The organism is Bradyrhizobium macuxiense, from assembly GCF_001542415.1.
In the GTDB taxonomy this organism is placed as follows: Bacteria; Pseudomonadota; Alphaproteobacteria; order Rhizobiales; family Xanthobacteraceae; genus Bradyrhizobium; species Bradyrhizobium macuxiense.
Window position 1 is genome coordinate 19233 of the sequence record NZ_LNCU01000048.1, and the last position, 20340, is coordinate 39572.

The 20340-nt window shown below is 64.9% G+C and carries 17 protein-coding genes; 4 read left to right on the plus strand and 13 right to left on the minus strand.

Annotated features, from left to right (window positions below; genetic code table 11):
• Positions 1-185: 185 nt before the first annotated feature.
• The 4 genes from AS156_RS17090 to AS156_RS42105 form a co-directional block, all read right to left on the minus strand.
• Positions 186-2855, minus strand: a complete 2670-nt coding sequence (locus tag AS156_RS17090) for a nitrate reductase (RefSeq protein ID WP_201456049.1) — start codon at positions 2853-2855, stop codon at positions 186-188.
• 4 nt (positions 2856-2859) lie between these two features.
• Positions 2860-3189: a nitrite reductase small subunit NirD gene (nirD, locus tag AS156_RS17095; RefSeq protein WP_066506439.1), complete on the minus strand. Its 330-nt coding sequence runs from the start codon at positions 3187-3189 to the stop codon at positions 2860-2862.
• Positions 3186-5645: a nitrite reductase large subunit NirB gene (gene nirB / locus AS156_RS17100; RefSeq protein WP_066506441.1), complete on the minus strand. Its 2460-nt coding sequence runs from the start codon at positions 5643-5645 to the stop codon at positions 3186-3188. The genes nirD and nirB overlap by 4 nt, the downstream gene beginning before the upstream one ends.
• A 187-nt stretch (positions 5646-5832) precedes the next feature.
• Entirely contained in the window at positions 5833-6066 is a 234-nt protein-coding gene (locus AS156_RS42105; protein ID WP_136626272.1) for a hypothetical protein, read from the minus strand.
• A 210-nt stretch (positions 6067-6276) separates the two neighbouring features.
• Here AS156_RS42105 and AS156_RS17105 point away from each other — a divergent pair, with 210 nt between their 5' ends.
• On the plus strand, positions 6277-7536 hold the full coding sequence (locus AS156_RS17105) for an MFS transporter (RefSeq protein WP_066506450.1): 1260 nt from the start codon (positions 6277-6279) through the stop codon (positions 7534-7536).
• 32 nt (positions 7537-7568) lie between these two features.
• Positions 7569-9272 carry a bifunctional protein-serine/threonine kinase/phosphatase gene (locus AS156_RS17110; protein WP_066506452.1) on the plus strand — a complete coding sequence of 568 codons (1704 nt, stop codon included), beginning with the start codon at positions 7569-7571 and terminating at the stop codon, positions 9270-9272.
• Positions 9273-9316: 44 nt separating this feature from the next.
• Here AS156_RS17110 and AS156_RS17115 read toward each other — a convergent pair whose 3' ends face one another.
• Positions 9317-11095: an acyl-CoA dehydrogenase family protein gene (locus AS156_RS17115; protein ID WP_066506536.1), complete on the minus strand. Its 1779-nt coding sequence runs from the start codon at positions 11093-11095 to the stop codon at positions 9317-9319.
• A gap of 203 nt (positions 11096-11298) precedes the next feature.
• Here AS156_RS17115 and AS156_RS17120 point away from each other — a divergent pair, with 203 nt between their 5' ends.
• Positions 11299-12288, plus strand: a complete 990-nt coding sequence (locus AS156_RS17120) for an IclR family transcriptional regulator (RefSeq protein ID WP_066506455.1) — start codon at positions 11299-11301, stop codon at positions 12286-12288.
• Positions 12289-12335: 47 nt separating this feature from the next.
• Here the strand turns inward: AS156_RS17120 and AS156_RS17125 are convergent, their stop codons facing one another.
• The 4 genes from AS156_RS17125 to AS156_RS44475 form a co-directional block, all read right to left on the minus strand.
• Positions 12336-12962, minus strand: a complete 627-nt coding sequence (locus AS156_RS17125; protein WP_066506458.1) for a hypothetical protein — start codon at positions 12960-12962, stop codon at positions 12336-12338.
• On the minus strand, positions 12959-13501 hold the full coding sequence (locus tag AS156_RS17130; RefSeq protein ID WP_066506461.1) for a c-type cytochrome: 543 nt from the start codon (positions 13499-13501) through the stop codon (positions 12959-12961). Before AS156_RS17130 ends, AS156_RS17125 begins: the two co-directional genes overlap by 4 nt.
• A gap of 65 nt (positions 13502-13566) precedes the next feature.
• Positions 13567-15339: a PQQ-dependent dehydrogenase, methanol/ethanol family gene (locus AS156_RS17135; RefSeq protein WP_245312883.1), complete on the minus strand. Its 1773-nt coding sequence runs from the start codon at positions 15337-15339 to the stop codon at positions 13567-13569.
• Positions 15340-15456: 117 nt separating this feature from the next.
• Entirely contained in the window at positions 15457-15927 is a 471-nt protein-coding gene (locus tag AS156_RS44475; protein ID WP_201456047.1) for a copper chaperone PCu(A)C domain-containing protein, read from the minus strand.
• A gap of 747 nt (positions 15928-16674) precedes the next feature.
• Here AS156_RS44475 and AS156_RS17145 point away from each other — a divergent pair.
• Complete coding sequence (locus AS156_RS17145) at positions 16675-16968, plus strand: hypothetical protein (protein ID WP_066506470.1); 294 nt, start codon at positions 16675-16677, stop codon at positions 16966-16968.
• 28 nt (positions 16969-16996) lie between these two features.
• Here the strand turns inward: AS156_RS17145 and AS156_RS17150 are convergent, their stop codons facing one another.
• The 4 genes from AS156_RS17150 to AS156_RS17165 form a co-directional block, all read right to left on the minus strand.
• Complete coding sequence (locus AS156_RS17150) at positions 16997-17179, minus strand: hypothetical protein (protein WP_066506538.1); 183 nt, start codon at positions 17177-17179, stop codon at positions 16997-16999.
• A 106-nt stretch (positions 17180-17285) separates the two neighbouring features.
• On the minus strand, positions 17286-17804 hold the full coding sequence (locus tag AS156_RS17155) for a GNAT family N-acetyltransferase (RefSeq protein ID WP_066506474.1): 519 nt from the start codon (positions 17802-17804) through the stop codon (positions 17286-17288).
• Positions 17805-18022: 218 nt separating this feature from the next.
• Positions 18023-19453 carry an amidase gene (locus AS156_RS17160; protein ID WP_066506486.1) on the minus strand — a complete coding sequence of 477 codons (1431 nt, stop codon included), beginning with the start codon at positions 19451-19453 and terminating at the stop codon, positions 18023-18025.
• Between the two features lie 87 nt (positions 19454-19540).
• Positions 19541-20302, minus strand: a complete 762-nt coding sequence (locus AS156_RS17165; protein ID WP_066506489.1) for an SDR family NAD(P)-dependent oxidoreductase — start codon at positions 20300-20302, stop codon at positions 19541-19543.
• Between the last annotated feature and the right edge of the window lie 38 nt (positions 20303-20340).

Here is a 20340-nt window from a genome sequence, read left to right on the forward strand (position 1 = left end):
ACATGCACGGCATGCGCGGGGGTGGCGCTGGCGGCGCCGGCTCGTTTGCCGCCGACAAGCGCCACGCCGACGACCCCTACATCAAGGCGGCCTCGGACGAGGAAGACCGCCTGCTCAACAGCAAGCTGAAGAGCATCTGCCGCGGCTGCTAGGTCGCTGGATCCGTGCTTCGCAGAAGCGAAGGCTCAGGACGCGATCGCCTGCCGCGATTGCGCGCGGGCGCCGACAAGCTTGCTGATCTCGGGCCGGCAGCCACCGCAATTGGTGCCGGCCTTCAGGCGGCGGCCAATCGCCTCCACGCTGTCGGCGCCCTTGCCGATTTCGGCGGTGATCTGGTGCCGACCGACGCTGAAGCATGAACAGACGATGGGCCCGGTGTCCTCACCCGCCCCGAACGGCCGTCCTGCCAGCAGCGACATTCGCGCATTCGCGGACAATTGCTGTTCCGCGAACAACCCGGTCAGCCAGGACCGCGACGGCAGCGTGTGGTCGGGCGCGATGAACACGCAGCCTTCCAGCCGGCCGTCGCGCACCGCCGCGTAGCGAAAACGCCCCGCCGCCGGATCGCGGTACGCGACCCACTCGATCTCGACCTGTTCGAGGCCGAGCTGCGCGCGCGCCCAGTCGCGCCAGCTCTCCGGGCGTGCATCACCGCACAGCTCCAGCCGCCAGCAGTCGCCCGCCTTGCCGTGAACCCAGTAGCCGGTGTCAGGACGCCTGATCGGGCTGCGGCTCAGGATGAAGGCATGCCATTTCGGCGCGTAAGGATCGGCCTTGACCGGCGTGTGCTTGGACTCCGGCTGCCCTGACACCGGATCGACCACCGGATTGACCAGGGCGTTGACGCGCCCTGCGCCGGCGAACTCCTCGTTCCAGTGCATCGGCACGAACACGCAGCCGCGGCGCTGCTCGGCGCTGACCACGACGCGCGCGATCATCTCACCCCACGGGCTCGTCAGCCGCGTCAGCCCCTCGTTCTGCACGCCGGCGACACGCGCGTCCTCGGGATGGAATTCGGCGTAGGGCTCGAAGATGTGCGACATCAGCCGCGCCGTCTTTCCGGTGCGCGTCATGGTGTGCCACTGGTCGCGGACACGCCCGGTATTGAGCACCAGCGGATAGTCGCGGCTCGTCGCGTTGCCCGCCGGACGCGGCATAACAGGCACGAAGCGCGCCTTGCCGTTCGGGGTGAAGAACGTCCGGCTTTCGAACATCCGCGCCGTGCCGGCCGGATGGTCCGGCGTCACCGGCCACTGCACTGGCGCCAGCGCGTCATAGGCACGGCCGTCGAGTGTCGACAGCGCCGAGATGTCGAAATCGCGCTGCCCGTTGTTCTCGTAGCCTGACAGCGCAGCATGCTCGCGGAACACATCGGCCACATCAGCATAGTCGAAGCCGGAATATCCCATGCGGTGAGCGACGTCGCAGATGATGCGCCAATCTGCGCGCGCCTCTCCCGGTGCAGCCAGGAAAGGCCGCTGCCGCGAGATCCGGCGCTCGGAATTGGTGACGGTGCCGTCCTTCTCGCCCCACGCCAGCGCCGGCAGCAGCACATGGGCATGCCGCGTTGTGTCGGTATCGCGTACGCAGTCGGACACCACGACGAGTTCGCACGCATCGAGCGCCGCGCGCACGCGGTCCGCATCCGGCAGGCTCACGACCGGATTGGTCGAGATGATCCACACCGCCTTGATGCGCTTGTCGGCAATGGCGTCGAACATATCGACCGCCTTCAGCCCGCCCTTATCCGCCATGACAGGCGCGCGCCAGAACCGCTGCACCAGATCGCGATGCGCGGGGTTCTCGAGCTCCATGTGCGCGGCAAGCTGGTTGGCGAGCCCGCCGACCTCGCGGCCGCCCATCGCGTTGGGCTGGCCGGTGAGCGAGAACGGCCCCATGCCGGGGCGGCCGATGCGTCCAGTCAACAGATGGCAATTGATGATGGCGTTGACCTTGTCGGCGCCGCTGCTCGATTGATTCACGCCTTGCGAATAGAGTGTGACGACGCGCTCGGTCCTGGTGAACCAGTCGAAGAACAACCCGACCGCACCCTCGGTCAGTCCGCAGGTTGCAGCGGTCTGTGCGACCGTCTGGCCGGCGACCTGCTTGAGGGCGTCGACAACGCCCGTGGTGGAGCTGCCGACAAAGTCGCGATCGACCGCATTGCTGCCGGCGAGGAACGCAAACAGCCCGTTGAACAGCACGGAATCGCTGCCCGAGCGTAGCGGCAGATGCAGGTCGGCGCCCTCACAGGTCGCGGTACGGCGCGGGTCGATCACCACGATCCTGCAAGCCGGGTTCTTCTCCTTCGCCGCCAGCATGCGCTGATGCAGGATCGGATGACACCACGCCGCGTTGGAGCCGACCAGCACCAGCAGATCGGCCTGCTCGAGATCCTCGTAACAGCCCGGCACGGTGTCGCTGCCGAACGCCCGCTTGTGCCCGGCGACGCTGGACGCCATGCAGAGCCGCGAATTGGTGTCGATATTGGCGGTGCCGACAAAACCCTTCGCGAGCTTGTTGATGACGTAATAGTCCTCGGTCAGGAGCTGACCGGACACATAGAATGCCACCGCATCGGGCCCGTGCTCCCGGATGATCCGGCTGAAACCACTCGCGACACGGTCGAGCGCGTCGTCCCAGTGGACAGGCGTGCCGCCGATCATCGGCTCGAGCAGCCGCCCTTCAAGCCCGATCGTCTCGGCAAGCGCCGAGCCCTTGCTGCAGAGCCGGCCAAAATTGGCCGGATGCTGCCCGTCGCCCTCGACGCGGACTGAACCGTCCGCATCCTTGCTCGCAACGACGCCACAGCCGACACCGCAATAGGGACACGTGGTCTTGACCGACATCGCCAGCTGCTCAGCTCACCGGCACCGCCTGCCGGACCGAAAGCCACACGACGCCGTTCTCGACCTTGGCCGGATGCGTGTGCGTGCAGCCCTCGTCGGGTGCCACTGCCTGCCCGCTCGCCAGCTCGATGACGAAATTGTGCAGCGGACAGGTCACCCGCTTGTTGTGCACGATGCCCTGCGACAACGGGCCGCCCTTGTGCGGGCAGCGGTCGTCGAGCGCGAACACCTCGTCGCTCTCTGTGCGAAACACCGCGATGTTGCCGTGAGGCGTGCGGACCACGCGCGAACCGAGCCGCGGAATGTCGTCCAGCGCGCCAATTTCAATCCAGCCGGTCATGCGATCTCCAATTCGGCAAGCGGTGCAAACTCATTACGATCGACGCCGCTTCTGGCGCGCTCGGACCAGGGATCGCTCTGCGCGAATTGCTGCGAATAGGCGAAGCGCGCGAACAGCGCTTTGCGGTTCTCGACGTTGTCGACGACGCGTTTCCTGATCTGCTCGAGACCGACGCGGTCGCACCATTTGTACATCCGCTCGAGATACCAGCCCTCCTCGCGGTAGAGCTGGGTCAGGGCCACGATTACCTCCAGGCACTCGTCCTCGGTCTCGACCTTGGTGAGGAACTCGGTGCCCTTGATGTGCAATCCGGCCGCGCCGGCGAAATGGATCTCGTATCCGGAATCGACACAGACCACGCCGACGTCCTTGCAGGTCGCTTCCGCGCAGTTACGCGGACAGCCGGAGACCCCGAGCTTGACCTTGGCCGGTGTCCAGGAGCCCCACATGAACTTCTCGATCTTGATGCCGAGGCCGGTGGAATCCTGGGTGCCGAAGCGGCACCATTCGGAGCCGACGCAGGTCTTCACCGTGCGCAACCCCTTGGCGTAGGCGTGGCCCGACACCATGCCGGCGTCGTTGAGATCGGCCCACACCGCCGGCAGGTCCTCCTTCTTGACGCCGAGGAGGTCGATACGCTGGCCGCCGGTGACCTTCACGGTCGGGATGTTGAACTTCTCGGCGACGTCGGCGATGGCGCGCAGCTCGCTCGGCGTGGTCACGCCGCCCCACATCCGCGGCACCACCGAATAGGTGCCGTCCTTCTGGATGTTGGCGTGGACGCGCTCGTTGATGAATCGCGACTGCTGGTCGTCAACATATTCGCCGGGCCAGGTCGCGAGCAGATAATAGTTCAGCGCCGGGCGGCAGGAATGGCAGCCGTTCAGCGTCTTCCACTCCATGAAGCGCATCACGGCGGGGATCGTCTTCAGGTTCTGCTCGACGATGACGCGGCGGACATCGTCATGGCTGTGGTCGGTGCACTTGCACAGCGGCTTGACCTTGGGCGCCGCTGAATAGTCGCCGCCGAGCGTGAAGGCCAGGACCTGCTCGACCAGGCCGGTGCAGGAGCCGCATGACGACGACGCCTTGGTATGAGCGCGGACGTCGTCGAGCGTGAACAGCTTCTTGTCAGTGATCGCCTTGACGATCGCCCCCTTGCAGACGCCGTTGCAGCCGCAGATCTCGGTTTCGTCGCTCATCGCGGCCACCGAGCTCTGGCCGCTGACGCCGCCCTCGCCGAGATTGGCCGCGCCGAACACCAGGCGCTCGCGCATATGCGAGACGTCGGTGCCGTCGCGCAGATGCTGGAAGTACCAGGGGCCGTCGATGGTGTCGCCGTAGAGCACGGCGCCGACGATCTTCTTGTCCTTCAGGATGATGCGCTTGTAGACGCCGCGATTGGCGTCCTGCAGCACGATCTCTTCCTTGTCCGGCCCCGGCGCGAAATCGCCGGCCGAGAACAGGTCGATGCCGGTGACCTTGAGCTTGGTCGAGGTGACCGAACCGTCATAGGTGGCAAAGCCCTTCATGGCGAGGTGGTTGGCGCAGACCTTGGCCTGATCGAACAGCGGTGCAACGAGGCCGTAGGTCTGGCGACGATGCTGCACGCATTCGCCGACCGCGTAGATGCGGCCGTCATAGGTCTGCATGGTGTCGGAGACGACGATGCCCCGCTCGCAATAAAGGCCCGCCTTCTTCGCGAGCTCGAAATTCGGGCGGATGCCGACCGCCATCACGACCAGATCGGCCGGCAGCTCGGTGCCGTCAGCAAAGCGGACGCCGGTGACACGGTCCTCGCCCAGGATCGCCTGCGTCTGCGCCGGCATCTTAAACACCATGCCGCGCTCTTCCAGCGACTTGCGCAGCAGGCCGCCGGCCACCGGATCGAGCTGGCGCTCCATCAGCGTATCGAGCAGATGCACGACCGTGACGCTCATGCCGCGCTTCATCAGCCCGTTGGCAGCCTCGAGGCCGAGCAGACCACCGCCGATCACGACGGCATTGCGATAGTCAGTCGAGGCTTTGATCATACGATCGACGTCATAGATGTCGCGGAAGCCGATCACACCCGGCAGATCCTTGCCCGGCAGCGGCAGCATGATCGGGTTCGAGCCGGTCGCGATCAGCAAGCGGTCGTAGGGAACGCGAGCGCCAGCCTCCGTGACCACCTCGCAGGTGCGACGATCGATCATGGTGATCGTCTCGCCCTTGCGCAGCGTGATGTTGTTGTCCTCGTACCAATCGACGGTGTTGAGCATGATGTCGTCGACGGTCTTCTCGCCGGCGAGCACCGGCGAGAGCAGGATGCGATTGTAATTGCCGTAGGGCTCGGAGCCGAACACCGTGATGTCGTAGAGATCGGGCGCGCGTTCGAGCAGCGCCTCGACCGTGCGGATGCCGGCCATACCATTGCCGATCACCACCAGCTTTTGCTTCGTCACCTTGTCGAGCATGGTCTGCCTTTCGATTCCGACGACGCCGCGCAGCGACGCAGCATGCGTCGATCAACGTCGATTGAAGTTGGGATTGTTCGGAAGCCCAGCCGCGGGCGCAGACCGTCGTCACTGACGATCGATGTTCCTTTGCTGACTGATATTCAAAACGCGTGCCAATTCGGCACGACCGAATCTGACAATGAAATCAATAAGTTTTCGGCCGCATCAAACAGACCCGCCGACAGGCGGTGAAAGCCGCCGGCCGAATTTTTAGCCACGCCGACCATCTCTTGTGCAGCACAGCATCAGCGGCAGCCGGCGCGATCACCACGGCGCGATCAATGCGCACCACGAGCGCATGCGCGCGCCGCTCAAAAAAGCACCAGCCTGCGCGTTTGCGCGGCGGCCGGGGCACCAGGCCCCCGGCAATTGCAGTCATTGCGTCATCCAGAGATGCGTCGACAACGTCTTGCGATCGCAGGCGAAGCACCACTGCCGGTTTCGATGGCACGGTTATTGCTGAAGTCGTTGTTGATCGGGAACGTCTCAACGACGAGCGCTCTCGCCCTTCACCCCATTCTATCCATTTGCGCCAAGACACGTCGCGACTGCGCGGCTGCCTTCGCCGCAGCATCGCGAGGCATGAACAATGAAGTTCGCTGAATTCAAGAAGGCAGGTCACTGGCCGACGCTGCTGGCCGCCTTCCTATACTTCGATATCAGTTTCATGGCGTGGGTCTCGCTCGGCCCGCTGATCGTCTACATCGCGCGCGACATGAATCTCGCCGTGAACGAGAAGTTCACGCTGGTTGCGATTCCCGTGCTGGCCGGGGCGCTGCTGCGCGTGCCGATGGGCCTGCTCGCCGACATGATCGGCGCCAAGCGCACCGGCATCATCGCCCAGCTTGTGGTGATTGTTGCGACGGCTGCGGTCTGGCAATTCGGCCTGACCGACAAGCTTGCGATCGAGCTGTTCGGCGTGGCGCTCGGCATCGGGGGCGCCTCGTTCGCGGTCGCTCTGCCCCAAGCCAGCCGCTGGTATCCGCCGCAATACCAGGGCGTGGTGATGGGGATCGCCGGCGCCGGCAATATGGGTGTCGTGCTCGACACCCTGCTCGCGCCGACCATTGCCGAACACTGGGGCTGGCAGGCCGTGTTCGGCTGCCTCCTGATCCCTATGTTGATGGTGCTTGCCTATTACGTCGCCGCCGCCAAGGACGCGCCGGGCGAGCGCAAACCGATCTCGCTGAAGGCCTATGGCGTGCTGCTTGGGGATTCCGACACCCGGTGGTTCATGTTCTTCTACTTCATCACCTTCGGCGGCTTCGTCGGGCTGGCCAATGCGCTGCCGCTCTATTTCACGGTGCAGTATCATGTCTCCGGGGTTGCGGCGGGCCTGCTGGTGGCGCTGATCGTCGCGTTCGGATCGGGCTTCCGTCCTGTCGGCGGCCTGATCGCCGACCGCATCGGCGGCATCCGTGCGTTGTCGATCCTGTTCGGCATCGTGGTCGCGGCCTATCTCGTGATCGCCTTCATGCCCGAAGGCCCGACCGCCCCGGCACCAGGCGGCTGGGCGCTGACGGCGATGCCGCGCATCGCCTGGATCTCGGTCCTCTTGTTCTCGATCGGCGTGCTGGCGCTCGGCATGGGCAACGGCGCGGTGTTCCAGCTCATCCCACTCCGCTTCCGTCACGAGATCGGCCTGATGACCGGCCTGGTCGGCTGTGCCGGCGGCATCGGCGGCTACTTCCTGGCGCAGACGCTCGGCGCCGCCAAGGGCATGACCGGCGGCTTCGGCGCGGGCTTCCTGTTCTTCGGCCTGCTGGCGTTGCTTGGCTTCATCGGACTTGCCATGGTCAAGGTCCGCTGGCGCACCACCTGGGGCGCGGTGTCGGGAGCGCGCGTCTGACGGCCCGCCCCGAGGAATGACGGGGCTCGGACGTGGCGAACGGCTCGCAGCGGGAATTGGGGGTTCGCGTCGGCTTCGCCAGCGAGACCGGCAAGCGCGCCGCCAATGAGGACTATGTCGCGGCCTGCCTCGGCAGACCCAGCACGGTTCGACGCGACGTCGTCGCCGCCGTCGCTGACGGCGTCGGCGGCCACAAGGGCGGACGCGAGGCAGCAGAGGTCGCGATCCGCAGCTTCATCGACGCCTATTATTCCCTGCCCGAGACCCTCGGCGTCCGCCGCCGCGCCGCGCGGGCGCTCGAAGCCGCCAACAGCTGGATCTACGCCCAGGGCCGCGTCGACGCCGCGCGCAGCGGCATGGCCTGCGCCTTCTCCTCGATCGTCCTGTCGCGGCGGCAATGTCATGTCATCCATGTCGGCGACACCCGCGCCTACCGCTTGAGCGAAGGGCGTCTGGAGCGGTTGACGCAGGATCACATCGCCGGCCGCGGCGACCTCGCGCATATGCTGAGCCGCGCCATCGGCTTCGAGGAATTCGCGCGCTTCGACTACATCACCATCGGACTGCGGCAGCACGATCGTCTTCTGATCTGCAGCGACGGCGTTCACGGTGCACTCGGCGACTCTCGCCTTCAGCAACTGCTGGAAGAGCGCACGCCGCCGGAGGAGTCGGCGCGCGCCGTCGTCGACGCGGCACTTGCCGCTGATGGCAGCGACAATGCCACCGCACTGGTGCTCGACATCGTCGACCTGCCGCCAGCGGACCGCGACGAGCTGACCCACGCGATCGCAACACTGCCGATCCTCGATTTGCCCACGTCGGGCGACGTCGTCGACGATTTCGCCCTCGGCGACGTCCTGTCCGACGGACGCTACAGCCGCCTGTTCAAGGCCATCGACAGGAAGGCCGGCCGCGAGGTTGTGCTGAAATTTCCGCACCCGCGCGTGTCCAGCGAGGGCTCCTACCGCCTCGCCTTCGTGCGCGAGGCCTGGGTCGCCGCGCGGGTGCGCAGCCTGTGGATCGGCGAGATCATCGAAGTGCCGGCGGAGCGGCAGACGCGACTCTATTCGGCGATGCCGCTCTATGAAGGCGAGACGCTGGAGCAGCGGCTCAATCGCGCGCCACGGCTGTCGCTCGCCGAAGGGATCGGGATTGCCACCAAGCTGGTGCGCGCGGTGACGGCGCTGCACCGCGCCGGCATCATCCATCGCGATATCAAGCCGGACAATGTGATCCTGCTGAAGGACGGCGGCTTGCGCCTGGTCGATCTCGGGGTTGCGCGCGTGCCGCTGCTCGAGGATTTTCCCGCCGAGGACATTCCGGGCACGGCGAGCTACATGGCGCCTGAACTGTTCGGCGGCAAGGCGGGCGACGAGGCGTCCGACCTGTTCGCGCTCGGCGTCACCGTCTACCGCATGTTCACCGCGAACTATCCGTTCGGCGAGATCGAGCCGTTCTCACGCCCGCGCTTCGGCAAGCCGGCGCCTTTGTCGCGCTATCGCCCCGACCTGCCGGCCTGGCTCGACGCCGTGATCGGCAAGGCGCTCAGCGTCGAGCCCGCACAACGCTACGGCGATGTCATCGAGTTTGCCCACGAGCTGGAGAACGGCGCCACCTGGGCCGGTCCTGCCGTCACGACGCGCAAATCGCTGCACGACCGCGATCCCGTGACGTTCTGGAAGGTGCTGTGCGCGATCCTGGCCGTGATCATCGTGGTGCTGCTGGCGCGGCATTGATCCGAAGGGTTCATGTCCGCGCCAGAACTCCGCCGGTGTCGCGATCAGGCGACCAGGAGCGTGGCTGCCTGTTCCAGTGAAACCGGCGCATCGCCGAGCACCAGATCAATGGCCTCGCGCTCCCACGCATCGTCGGCCGGAGCGAGCGGATCCTTCGCCGTCAGGCGATGCTCGAGCACGAAGCGCGCGAGCAACAGGCGCCGCGCATCGACATTAGGCTGGCTCCCTTCCCAGGCCAGAACGATGGCCGACGCCGCGTGGTAGAGCGCGCTGGCCGCAAGCCGCGCGACATGTTCGGACTCGCGATCGGCCGCGACCCGCTCGGCAAAGGCAATCGACCGGTCGAACGCAAGGCGAAGGCGCCTGGCGAATGGCTCCGGCAGGTTCTTCGCCTGTCCGAGCCGATCCTGCATGGCAGCGGCAAGGGCACGGTGGGCGCCGCTCTTGCCGACCGCGCGCTGGATGATGTCGAGCGCATTGATGTTGCTGGTGCCTTCCCAGAGCACGCCGACATGGGCGTCGCGCACCAGCCGTGCCTGCACCCACTCCTCGATGTAGCCGTTGCCGCCGCGCACCTCCATCGCACCGGTGGCAACCGGAATGTTGTCGCGGCAGGCCCGATACTTCACCAGCGGCGTCAGGATGCGCAGCAGGTCCCTCGCCTCCGCGGAGCCCGCATTCGCATCGTCCATCGCGCGCGCGGCCACCAGCACCATCGACAGCGCCTGCTCGGTCGGAACGATCAGCTTCATCAACTGACGGCGCAGCAGCGGGAAATCCATGACGTTCTGGCCGAATGCCACGCGCGAGGAGGCGCTGACCTTCGCCTCGTTCACGCAGCGCCGCATCATGGCCGCGGCACGCACGCCGTGCGACAGCCGCGACAGGTTGACCTGCTCCATCATCTGCTTGAGGCCTTGGGTCACATCGCCGACGAGATACGCGACGGCATTGTCGAGACGGATCTCGCCCGATGCCATCGACTTGGTGCCCAGCTTGTCCTTGAGGCGGACGATCCGGTAGCTGTTGCGGCGGCCGTCCTTGAGACGGCGCGGCAGCGCGAACAGCGCGAGCCCCCTGGTGCCATCTGGCGCGCCTTCCGGCCGCGCCAGCATCAGCGCGACGTCGGCATCGGCGTGCGAGCAGAACCATTTGTCGCCGGTCAAACGCCAGACGTCGCCATCGCGGCGTGCGACGGTCTCGATCGCGCCGACGTCAGAGCCGCCTGCCTTCTCCGTCATGAACTGCGTGCCCTTCCACAGCGTCGCCATGTCGTCCGACAGCATCTTCGGCAGCAGATAGGCCTTGAGCTCGTCGGAGCCGAACTTGCGGATCAGATGCGTCGACGTGTCGGTGACGCTGATTGGGCACATCAACCCGAACTCGGACTGAACGAACAGATACTGAAAGACGTACTTGGCCACCGCAGGCAGCGGCCGGTTCATCCCAAGCACGCCGCCGCGATGGCTCATGGCATGGAACTGGAAGTCCCCGAACGCGATCGCCTCCATTTCGCGATAGGCAGGATGATAGTCGATCCAGTCCTCGTCGCGGCCATAGGCGTCCCGCGGATTCAGCACCGGCGCATGCTTGTCGGCGATCCTGGCGAGACAGTCGAGCCTGCCTCCGGCCAATTCCCCGAGGCGATGGAAATGCGGCTCCAGCGTCGCGCGGTCCTCGCGCGACAGATAAAGCCCGAGCAGGCCGCGCAGCCCGCGATCGAGATCGAAGAAATTGAGACCGGCGCAATCATGCGAGATGTGACGGGAGGGATCGGACGGGTCGGCAACATCAGTGCTGCTGCGAAAGTCACGCGCGCTCATCTGCATCGGAGGTCTCCCTGAAGCTGTATCTGGCAACGAATTTGACATGCAACATCGAGAACGATCACCGCGATGTCCATGGCCGGACCGGCCCTGCAAAATAATTCCAGATACATGGAGGAAATGCCGCGCGCCCTCCGCGCCACGGGCTCTTGACCTCCGTGCGTTTGGCTGCACATTCGTCGGCAGAAGCGCTTACGCCGATGCTGCAGCGCATCAACAGCGGTCACGCCCAGGACATGAAACGGCGGGAGATCAAGGGAGTTCGCCCCGATACGCAGGCTCCTTCGCGCCGGGGCCGCAGGCGCATCGTTGGTGAGCGGGTCCGCGCGCAGCCCGACGATCCCTCGGCAACGGTCATCGAGGCCAACCGGCATGACGAAATGTTTCGCGCCGCCGACGGCAGTGCGGATCCATCGGTCGTCAAGTCGGCGCATCGGGCGCTGCGCATCTTCGAATATTTTGCGGAGATCGAGCGGCCGGCGGCGATGACCGAGATCGCGCGGCGGCTGAGCTACCCGACATCGAGCACGTCGGCGCTGCTGAAAAGCCTCGTCGAACTGGGCTATCTGGAGCACGATCGGCGCACGCGGACCTATGTGCCGACCGTCCGCATTGCGCTGCTCGGCGGCTGGATCAAGAACCAGATGCTTCCTGGCGCCACGCTGGACGCCATCACGCGCGAGCTGCATGAGGCGACGCGGCTGACGACCTTCGTCGTGGCGCGCAACCAGCTCTACAGCCAGTACCTGCGCGTACTGCAAGGGACGACCTCGGTCCGCTATTATCTCGAACCGGGGGCGCGGCGACTATTGACGCACTCGACCCCGGGCCGGGTGTTCCTGAGCCTGATGAACGACGACGATGCCCGGCGGATCGTGCAGCGGATCAACGCGGAAGAGACACCGTCATGCCCCGTCCGCTTCGCGGACATCCAGCCCGCGCTGGCGACCATCCGCCGGCAGGGATTTGCCTATACGCGCGACATGGGAACGCCCGGCCTGAGCTCGCTCGCGATGCGGCTGACCGACTCGGACCAGATGCCGCCGCTTGTGATCGCGGTTGCCGGCCCGAACGCGGTGGTTTCTACCGCGGCCAAGGCGATCATCGGGAAGATGCGCGAGCTCGTCGAACGACAATCGCCCGGCCTGCTGCCGCAGATCGATATAGACTCCCTGCCACTCGAAACCTGATCGGCCGAGCGATCCATTCACGTCAGGCGATCGATGTTCGACGTCTCCTAGGACCCGGCGCGACGAATGGTAATCCGGGTCTCGTCGGTGAAATCCTTGAGCTCCTTGTTCGGCTGGCCGTAGAGATGCCGCTCGATCTCGATCGATCGGCCGTCGGCGGTCTTGCTGCAGTGCTCGTCGACGAATGTGCCGCCGACGGGCTGCTTGTCGCCGGCCGGCGGCGCTTCCGAACAGCTCCAGCCGTCCGCACCGTAGCGAGACTTGGCCTGCAGCCCAAGCAGGAACGCCTTCTTGCGTAGATAGAGCCGCGCCTTCGGATCGGTCTCGATCGTCAGAGCCGCGATCCTGGCGTCCTGACCGACCATGGCGGTGAGGATGGCGGGATGGCCGCCCACCATGGTGCCGTCCCGCGACGTCGCCGGATCATACTCGAAGCGGATCGCACGCGTCTGATCAGCGCCAGCCGGGCAGTCCGACCATTGCGTCCAGCCCGTGAGCTTGTGCGTCTTGTCCCCTGCGCACGTCAGGTTGACATATCCCGCGTTGGGCGCAGCGCTGATCGCCATGCCGACACTGATGTCGCGCAGGTCTCCGGCGGTCGCCATCGCCGGCACGGCGGCCATGACAGTGGCGACGAAGACGAATCCAGGAATTGCCGATCGATGCTTGCTCATGGTTTTGCCTTGTCGCTTGGATCGGACGGCGCGGCGGCGTGCCCGGCCTCCTTGTAGATGTTGCAGACGCGCGAGCCGTCGCCGAAAAATGCGATGCACTCGGCGTAGGTCGGCTCACCCTTGCCCTTGATATGGGCGAGCACATAATCGGCAACGGCCCCGATCTCGTTCGGCCGCAGGAAGACGTTCGCCTCGGGCGGAATGTGATCTCCGACATCCTGGCGTGTCATGTCATAGCATTTGGTGGTGTCATAGGAGCCGCGCACGAAGAACGGCATGCCGGTACCCGGCCGCCCGCAGCTGACGGTCTCGATGATCTGCTCGCGCGTCAGCTCGGTCTTGCGCAGCGACAGCGCGTCACCGCCATAGCCGCCGCCGCCATTGCCGTGCCATTTGTGGCAGCCCACGCAATTACCGCGCTTGAACACCGCCTTGCCTGCATCGGTCGGATCGCTCGCTGCCTGTGCATGCGCCGCACCGGACAATCCCATCACGAGCGCACAGCCAAGCCACGCGCCAATCAGCCATGTTTGCTTCATTTCTTGTTTTCTCTCGGCGAGATCGACGCGGGAGGCTCCGATCCGAAGCCTCCCGCGCTTGCGAGTCAAAGGGCGAACACGTAGAGCATCGAGCCGGGCTGCATCTTCTTCAGCTCGGGCGTGGCGTCGATGAACCACTTGTCCCAGGCGCCGCCGAGGCCAACGAGGATCGCGACGTACTGCTTGCCGTCCACCGAGAACGTCATCGGGGGCGCGTTGACACCTCCGCCGGTGTTGAACTCCCAGAGCTTCTGCAAGGACTTCGCATCATAGGCGATCACCTCGCCGGACGGCTGTCCGGAGAACACAAGATCAGGCGTCGCCAGGATGCCGCCGAGGTTCGGGAACTGCGTTTCCGCCTTCCCCGCCACCTTGCCGGTGGTCACGTCGATCGCGGTCACGCTGCCCGTGATCTTGACCGGCTGGCTCGGGCCACCGCCCGTGAAGAACTCGCGCGGCTTGATCTTGTCCGGCGTCATCTCCTCGACCGTGATCCGGTTGCAGCTCTCGATGACCGGGATGTACCAGAGCTTCAAGGTCGGATTGTACGCGGTCGGCGGCCAGTTCTTGCCGCCCATGTTGCCGGGACAGATGTCCGTCACCTTGTTCTCGCGGCTCGGCGTGACCGAGGCGTTGTAGCGCTGCACGCCCTGCTTGGGATCGTACTCGATCGGCTTGCCGGTCTCGGGATCGAGCCCCTTGGTCCAGGTCACCTTCTTCACGAACGGCAAACCCCAGAGGAACTTGCCGTTGGTGCGGTCGATCGCATAGGCAAAGCCGTTGCGATCGGCCTCGAGCGCGAGCTTCATCGTCGTGTTGTTCGGACCGGGGACGTCGGCCAGCACGTTCTCCGCCACGCTGTCATAGTCGTAGGGATCGTTCGGCGTGTGCTGGTAGTGCCACTTGATCTTGCCGGTGTCGGCATCGAGGCCAAGCGACGAGTCGGTGTAGAGGTTATCGCCGGGGCGGTATTCATTATCCCAGTCCGGTCCGGGATTGCCGACGCCCCAGACGATCGTGTTGCTCGACGGGTCGTAGCTGCCGGTAACCCAGGTCGATCCGCCGCCGCTTGCGGCGGCGCTCTTGTCGTCTTTCCACGTCTCGTGGCCCGGATCGTCCTTGCCCGGGATGGTGTGGGTGCGCCAGACTTCCTTCTGCGTCTTCAGATCGGTCGCAGCGATCCAGCCGCGAATTCCGTATTCCGCACCCGCCACGCCTGTGATCGCCATATCCTTGACGATCAGCGGTGCGCCGGTGATGACCTCGCCCTTGTCGGGATCGGCGACCTGACGCTGCCAGGCGACCTGCCCGGTCTCGCTGTTGGTCGCGATCAGGCGACCGTCGAGCGTGTGCGAGATGACGAGGTTGTTCCACAGCGCGACGCCACGATTGTCGACGCCGCAGCACGCTACCGCGCCGGCCCAGTCGTGGTCGGTCTTGGGGTCCATCTTCCAAAGCAGCGTGCCTTTGCCGCCATGGGCATCGATCTTGTAGACCGAGCCCCAGCCGTCGGTGACGTACATGAACCCGTTGTCGACGATCGGCGTCCCTTCCAGTCCGCCATGCGACCAGATTCCGCCGCCCTCGACGCCGCCCAGCGCCATGGTCCAGGCGACCTTCAGGTTCTTGACGTTGTCATGATTGATCTCGGTCAGGGTCGAGAACCGGTTGGCCGAGTAATCCTTGTGGTGGTGCAGCCAGTTGCCTGCTTCCTTGTCAGCGTTGAGCAATCGCTCCTGGCTGACGTCTTCCGCGAACGCGAAAGAGCCTGCGATCGTCGCAGCGGATGCTACTGCCGCTGCGAGCATGTGGGATTTAACCCAATTCAACCTTGTCATGAGTTCATTTCCTCCGGATCTAGCATCTTCATTGGTCGAATGGCCCGTCACATACGGGCGTTCGGGTGAGAAGCCTTGAGTCCCGGCGGGCAACTGTCGACCCGCCGCCTTCCATGGTCACTTCTGGACCCGCACCTCCGTCTCGATTGTGCCAGCCTTCTGAAAGACGACTGCGCATTTGAACGTCTCGCCGGGCGCGAGCGCCCGGCGCAACTGCAGCAGCATGACATGATAGCCGTCGCGCTTCAGCTCGAGCGTCCCCTTGGCGGGGACGGGAATGTTCGGGATCGAACGCATGGCCGGCGCGCCTTCGCCGCGGTCGACGGTGTGACGCTCGGAGAAATTCGCGACCGGGCAGCGGACGCGAAGCAATGCGTCGGCACTGTCGGCCTCGTTCCTGATCGTCATTGTCAACGGAAGGTCCCCGCCCTCTTTGTCGGCTGCCGGCACGCGCGCGTCCATGACCTGCAGGGATTCGCTCGCGGCAGCGCCGTGCATAATTCCGAACGCGCTGATCAGGCAGAATAATGGCAAGGCGAACCATCTTCTGCTCGCAACCGCGCATAGCAGCATCCACTTCGCTGACATCAAGCTTACTCCCACCACCAAGCCGACGAGCACTGTTTCACGCTTCGTCGCGCGCTGCCAGCGATTGAAGACGCGGGAACCCCGAAACGCTTTCACCGTCAGTTTTCAATGCACGCTATGGTCGTGCTAGCTTTCGCGCATGACCGATCTCGATACATTTCGACCGACGGACCGCGACGCCGCGCATGCTGCACTGCGTGCAGTCGTTGGCCGGACTCCGATCGACGCCGTGGTGCCGGTGTCCGGCGGCACGACGGCAGCACGTCTGTTCAGAATTGATACGGGCGGCCGCCAGTATTTGTTGCGGCTCNGAAGGAACGGTGAGCCCGCTTCAACGGCTGGGCTTCGAGCCATTGGCGAGCCCGCTGCGCAATCCGCATCAGTATGCCTCCCTGCGCATCGCCGCCGAAGCCGGCATCGCACCGCGGCTCCATTATGTGGATGAAGCGTCACGTGTTGTCGTGATGGACTTTGTTGGCCGCCAACCGCTCGATACCTATCCCGGCGGCCTGCCGCGCTGACAAGAGCGCTCGGCGCGTTGCTGGCGCGGCTGCAGTCGACGCCGACCTTTCCGCGCTTCATCCTCTATCCCGACATCGTGGCCCGGCTCTGGGCCCATGTCTGCCGCACCGGCCTGTTCGCGCCAGGGGTGCTCGATCGCTACACCGAGCACCTTGAACGCATCCGCGCAGCCTATGACTTCGACGACGTGAACACCGTCTCCAGCCATAACGATTCACTTTCTCCATGGCGAGCGCCGGCGCCTTCGGCAGCGGCGGCAGCGCCCCGCCCTATCTGCCGCAAGCCTGGGATGTGGGCGCGCTCCGCTTTGCGGTCCGCGAGCCGTTCCCGAGCCGTACCTCGCAGGTGAACCTGGTCTGCGGCAGCCTGAACCGGTCGGAGCGCCTGAGCGTGCGATCTTTAATGCCGGAGAACGGAGTCATCTTCAGCGACGGCATCGAGGCTGACCGGCTGGATTTCAATTCGGGCACCGAAGCGCAGATCACCGTCGCAGAGCGCGAAGGACGGCTCGTGGTGTGACGGCCGGCGCCAGGTTCGTCCGGTTCGCTCAACGCGGGATCGGGTGCAGCCGGGCCAACTGATCGAGCGGCAGCTCGGCCTCCTGGTCGGTCAAGGGGAAACGGACAATGACGTCCTGGCGGCCAAGCTGCCCCCATAGCCCATCCGACGACCATTTCTGCGGCTCCGGTCCGCGCGGACCGTCGATCCAGATGAAGTACCACTCCGTCATGGCAAGCGTCCGAATATCAGCACACCCGGAAAACTGGTGCTTCGCCGGCCAATCGGCAACGTCCGGTCTGGCATCCGCAGGATGGGCCAGCAATGGTGCACTCGCGCTATCCCGCGCGCCCAGTCAGATCCTTCGCCATCAGAATGTCGTCGTGGTAGCGGCCATCGATCTTCAGTGCGTGGCGCTCGAGCCCGTACTCGACGAAGCCCACGCTCTGGTAGAGCCGATGTGCCGGTTCATTGCCTTTGACAACGGCCAATTGGACCAGCTCGACGGATTGCACCGCTAGATCGAGCGCGGCGTCGACCAGGCGGCGTCCAACGCCAGCGTGCCGTGCCGCCGGTCGGACATACATCCCGACGAGCGCGCCCTTGTGCTGCCGCTTCGGTCCGTCGCCCCTCACGAAGCCAAGCGTCCCGGCCAGTTCGCCGCCCCGGAATGCCCCGAGCATAACCGCGCCGCCTTCGAGCCTCGCCGCGAACCAGCCGACGGGATAGGCGCTTTCCGTCTCGAGTGCACTGGCGAACGCCTCGGGGCTCGATTGCAGCGCCTCGAGACGGATATCGCGATATAGGGCAGCGTCAACGGCGGTCAGTCGCCGGATCTCGATGGAGGGTGCAGTCATTCGGTTTCTTCCAGTCGTGACGAGCGGGACACGACGCATAATGCGTGTTGCGCGCTTCGTCACGCCCAAAGGATGATCCCGATTGCGGCCTCATTCAACCCGGCAGGATTCCCTTCGTTCTTGTCGGGGCGCGTGCGGAGCTCGGGGCAAACCGTTCAGCGACGCGTCCACATACTGCGTCTTCTTCGGGCGGAATCGTGTTGCCGCCCTCTCACCAATCAATTGGCAGCTCCAATCGTGGCTCCGCAGTCGACGGGAGGCCGCCGTGTGTGCCAATCCGTCACCGACTGGAAGGCGTGCGCAGCGCGCGCGAGCACATCCTCGGCTAAATGCGGTCCGACCAGCTGCATGCTCAATGGCATATGATCCGATGCCATGCCCATCGGCAGTGTGATCGTAGGGCTGCCGCTGAAGTCGAAGACGGCCGTGAAGCGCAGGATGCTGAGCAAGACGTTCGGATCGGCGCCATATTCGCTCATCTTGGCGAGCGTCGGGATCGGAACCGGCATGGTCGGAATCAGCAGCAAGTCAATCTCCGAAAACAGCGCCGCGAGGCTGCCGGAGAATTTGAGCCGCTCATGATGAATGGCCGCGATCTGCACGCCGCTAACAGACCTGCCCTGCTCGATCAGCTGCGCGAGATCAGGACCATATTCCGACTTGCGCGACGGATAGGTCTCCAGATGCGCTTCCGCCGTCTCCACCGAGCACATCGGAATCCACATGCTGACGAGCTTCTCGTAAGATGGGAATTTGACCTCGCGGATGTCGGCGCCGAGATCGCGAAGGGTGCGTTCGGCCTCCAGCAGAGCGGTTACGATCTGCGGGTCGATCCCATCCTGGGTGTATTTGCGGTCCACCCCGATCCTCAGGCCGCGGATGCCGTCGCCGATTCCCGCCAGATAGTTCGGCACCGGCGCCTGCAAGGCAGTCGGATCGTTGACGTCTGCCCCTGCGATGACACCTAGCATCGCCGCGGCATCTGCCGCGCTGCGGCACATCGGTCCGACATGATCGAGCGAAACCGCCAGCGGGAAGACGCCATACCGACTAACGCGTCCCCAAGTCGGCTTGATCCCGGTCAGCCCGCAGGTCGCCGACGGAAACCTGATCGAACCGCCGGTGTCGCTGCCGATCGAGCCGTAACAAAGCCCCGCCGATGTCGCCACGCCCGATCCGGTCGACGAGGAGCCGACCCAATAGTTCACGTTCCACGGGTTGAGCGGCGCCTGATCGTCGGGATGATGGCTGGTATAGGCGCCCTCCGTCATCTTGAGCTTGCCTAATGTCACTGCGCCGGCGCGCTCGAGCCGATCCACGATGGTCGCGTTGAAGGACGGCACGAAGCTAGCATGGATCATGGTGCCGCCCGCGGTTGTCGCAAACGACGTGTAGCAGAGATCCTTCAGCCCGATCGGCACGCCATGCAGCGGGCCGCGCCAGATGCCCTTGGCGATCTCGCCGTCGTAGCTCTTGGCCTGCGCCATGGCCCGCTCTGCAAGGACGAGCGCATAGCCGTGAAGCTCCCCGTTGAGCTTCGCGATTCGGGTCAGGATCGCCTCGGTGACCTCGGACGGACGCACCTCCCCGCTGCGAAACAGCTCGGAGATCTCGGTGATGGACTTGTAGTGCAACGGTTCCACAGACATCTGACGTCCTGTTGTTGTTCGGAAATGCTCGCCCGAAACTGCGCCAGCGACGGTGCGGTTTCGTGCCTTTGCTGCCTGCTCGCGAGCCTAGAACTGGACGCCGCGCGTCAAGGCGCCGTCCACCACGAGGTTCGTTCCCGTGATGAAGCTTGCTGCCCGGCTCGCAAGAAACACGGCGGCGTTCGCCATCTCCTGCGGCGTGCCCATGCGGCCGGTCGGGTTGAGCGCCAACGCGGACTTGTACAGCTCCGGATTGTTGTCCTTGATCATGTTCCAGACACCACCTTCGAAATAGGTGTTGCCCGGTGACACCGAGTTCGCCCTGATGCCCTTGGCGGCAAGCTGGTACGCCAAGCCCTGCGTGTAATGGATGATCGCAGCCTTGAAGGTCCCGTAGGGGCCGCTCGCGAAGTCGACCTCGCGGCCTGAGACGCTGGCAATGGTGACGATCGCGGCGGCCGCGCTGTTTTCCAGATAAGGCATTGCCGCATTGACCAGGCGCACCGTTCCCATCATGTCGGTGGAGAACTCCTTCTCCCAGCTCTCCTCGTCCTGCCCGATCGACAGCGCACTGACGTTGGCTACGACCACATCGATGCCGTCGAGCTTCGATGCCATGTCAGCGACCCAGGCCTTGAGCGCGGCGCCATTAGAGACATCGACCGCACTGCCAAATGCCACGACGCCTTTGGCCTTGAGTGCAGCGACCGCGCTGTCGACATCGGCCTGATTGCGCGCGCAGATCCCGACATTGGCACCTTCAGCGGCGAAGGTGTCGGCGATCGCCCTCCCGATCCCCTTGGTGCTGCCGGTGACGAGAACCTTTGCTCCCTTGAGTCCCAGATCCATGTTCAATTCCCTCCATTATTATTGATTGCAGACCGCCG

What these genes read in the sequence shown, in the direction of transcription:
- AS156_RS17155 (WP_066506474.1), bottom strand. Translation starts at nt 17,804, where the DNA reads ATGACTGCACCCTCCATCGAGATCCGGCGACTGACCGCCGTTGACGCT.
- AS156_RS17105 (WP_066506450.1), top strand. Translation starts at nt 6,277, where the DNA reads ATGAAGTTCGCTGAATTCAAGAAGGCAGGTCACTGGCCGACGCTGCTG.
- AS156_RS44475 (WP_201456047.1), bottom strand. Translation starts at nt 15,927, where the DNA reads ATGTCAGCGAAGTGGATGCTGCTATGCGCGGTTGCGAGCAGAAGATGG.
- nirB (WP_066506441.1), bottom strand. Translation starts at nt 5,645, where the DNA reads ATGCTCGACAAGGTGACGAAGCAAAAGCTGGTGGTGATCGGCAATGGT.
- AS156_RS17160 (WP_066506486.1), bottom strand. Translation starts at nt 19,453, where the DNA reads ATGTCTGTGGAACCGTTGCACTACAAGTCCATCACCGAGATCTCCGAG.
- AS156_RS42105 (WP_136626272.1), bottom strand. Translation starts at nt 6,066, where the DNA reads ATGACTGCAATTGCCGGGGGCCTGGTGCCCCGGCCGCCGCGCAAACGC.
- AS156_RS17120 (WP_066506455.1), top strand. Translation starts at nt 11,299, where the DNA reads ATGCTGCAGCGCATCAACAGCGGTCACGCCCAGGACATGAAACGGCGG.
- AS156_RS17150 (WP_066506538.1), bottom strand. Translation starts at nt 17,179, where the DNA reads ATGACGGAGTGGTACTTCATCTGGATCGACGGTCCGCGCGGACCGGAG.
- AS156_RS17165 (WP_066506489.1), bottom strand. Translation starts at nt 20,302, where the DNA reads ATGGATCTGGGACTCAAGGGAGCAAAGGTTCTCGTCACCGGCAGCACC.
- nirD (WP_066506439.1), bottom strand. Translation starts at nt 3,189, where the DNA reads ATGACCGGCTGGATTGAAATTGGCGCGCTGGACGACATTCCGCGGCTC.
- AS156_RS17125 (WP_066506458.1), bottom strand. Translation starts at nt 12,962, where the DNA reads ATGAGCAAGCATCGATCGGCAATTCCTGGATTCGTCTTCGTCGCCACT.
- AS156_RS17130 (WP_066506461.1), bottom strand. Translation starts at nt 13,501, where the DNA reads ATGAAGCAAACATGGCTGATTGGCGCGTGGCTTGGCTGTGCGCTCGTG.
- AS156_RS17145 (WP_066506470.1), top strand. Translation starts at nt 16,675, where the DNA reads ATGGCGAGCGCCGGCGCCTTCGGCAGCGGCGGCAGCGCCCCGCCCTAT.
- AS156_RS17135 (WP_245312883.1), bottom strand. Translation starts at nt 15,339, where the DNA reads ATGACAAGGTTGAATTGGGTTAAATCCCACATGCTCGCAGCGGCAGTA.
- AS156_RS17115 (WP_066506536.1), bottom strand. Translation starts at nt 11,095, where the DNA reads ATGAGCGCGCGTGACTTTCGCAGCAGCACTGATGTTGCCGACCCGTCC.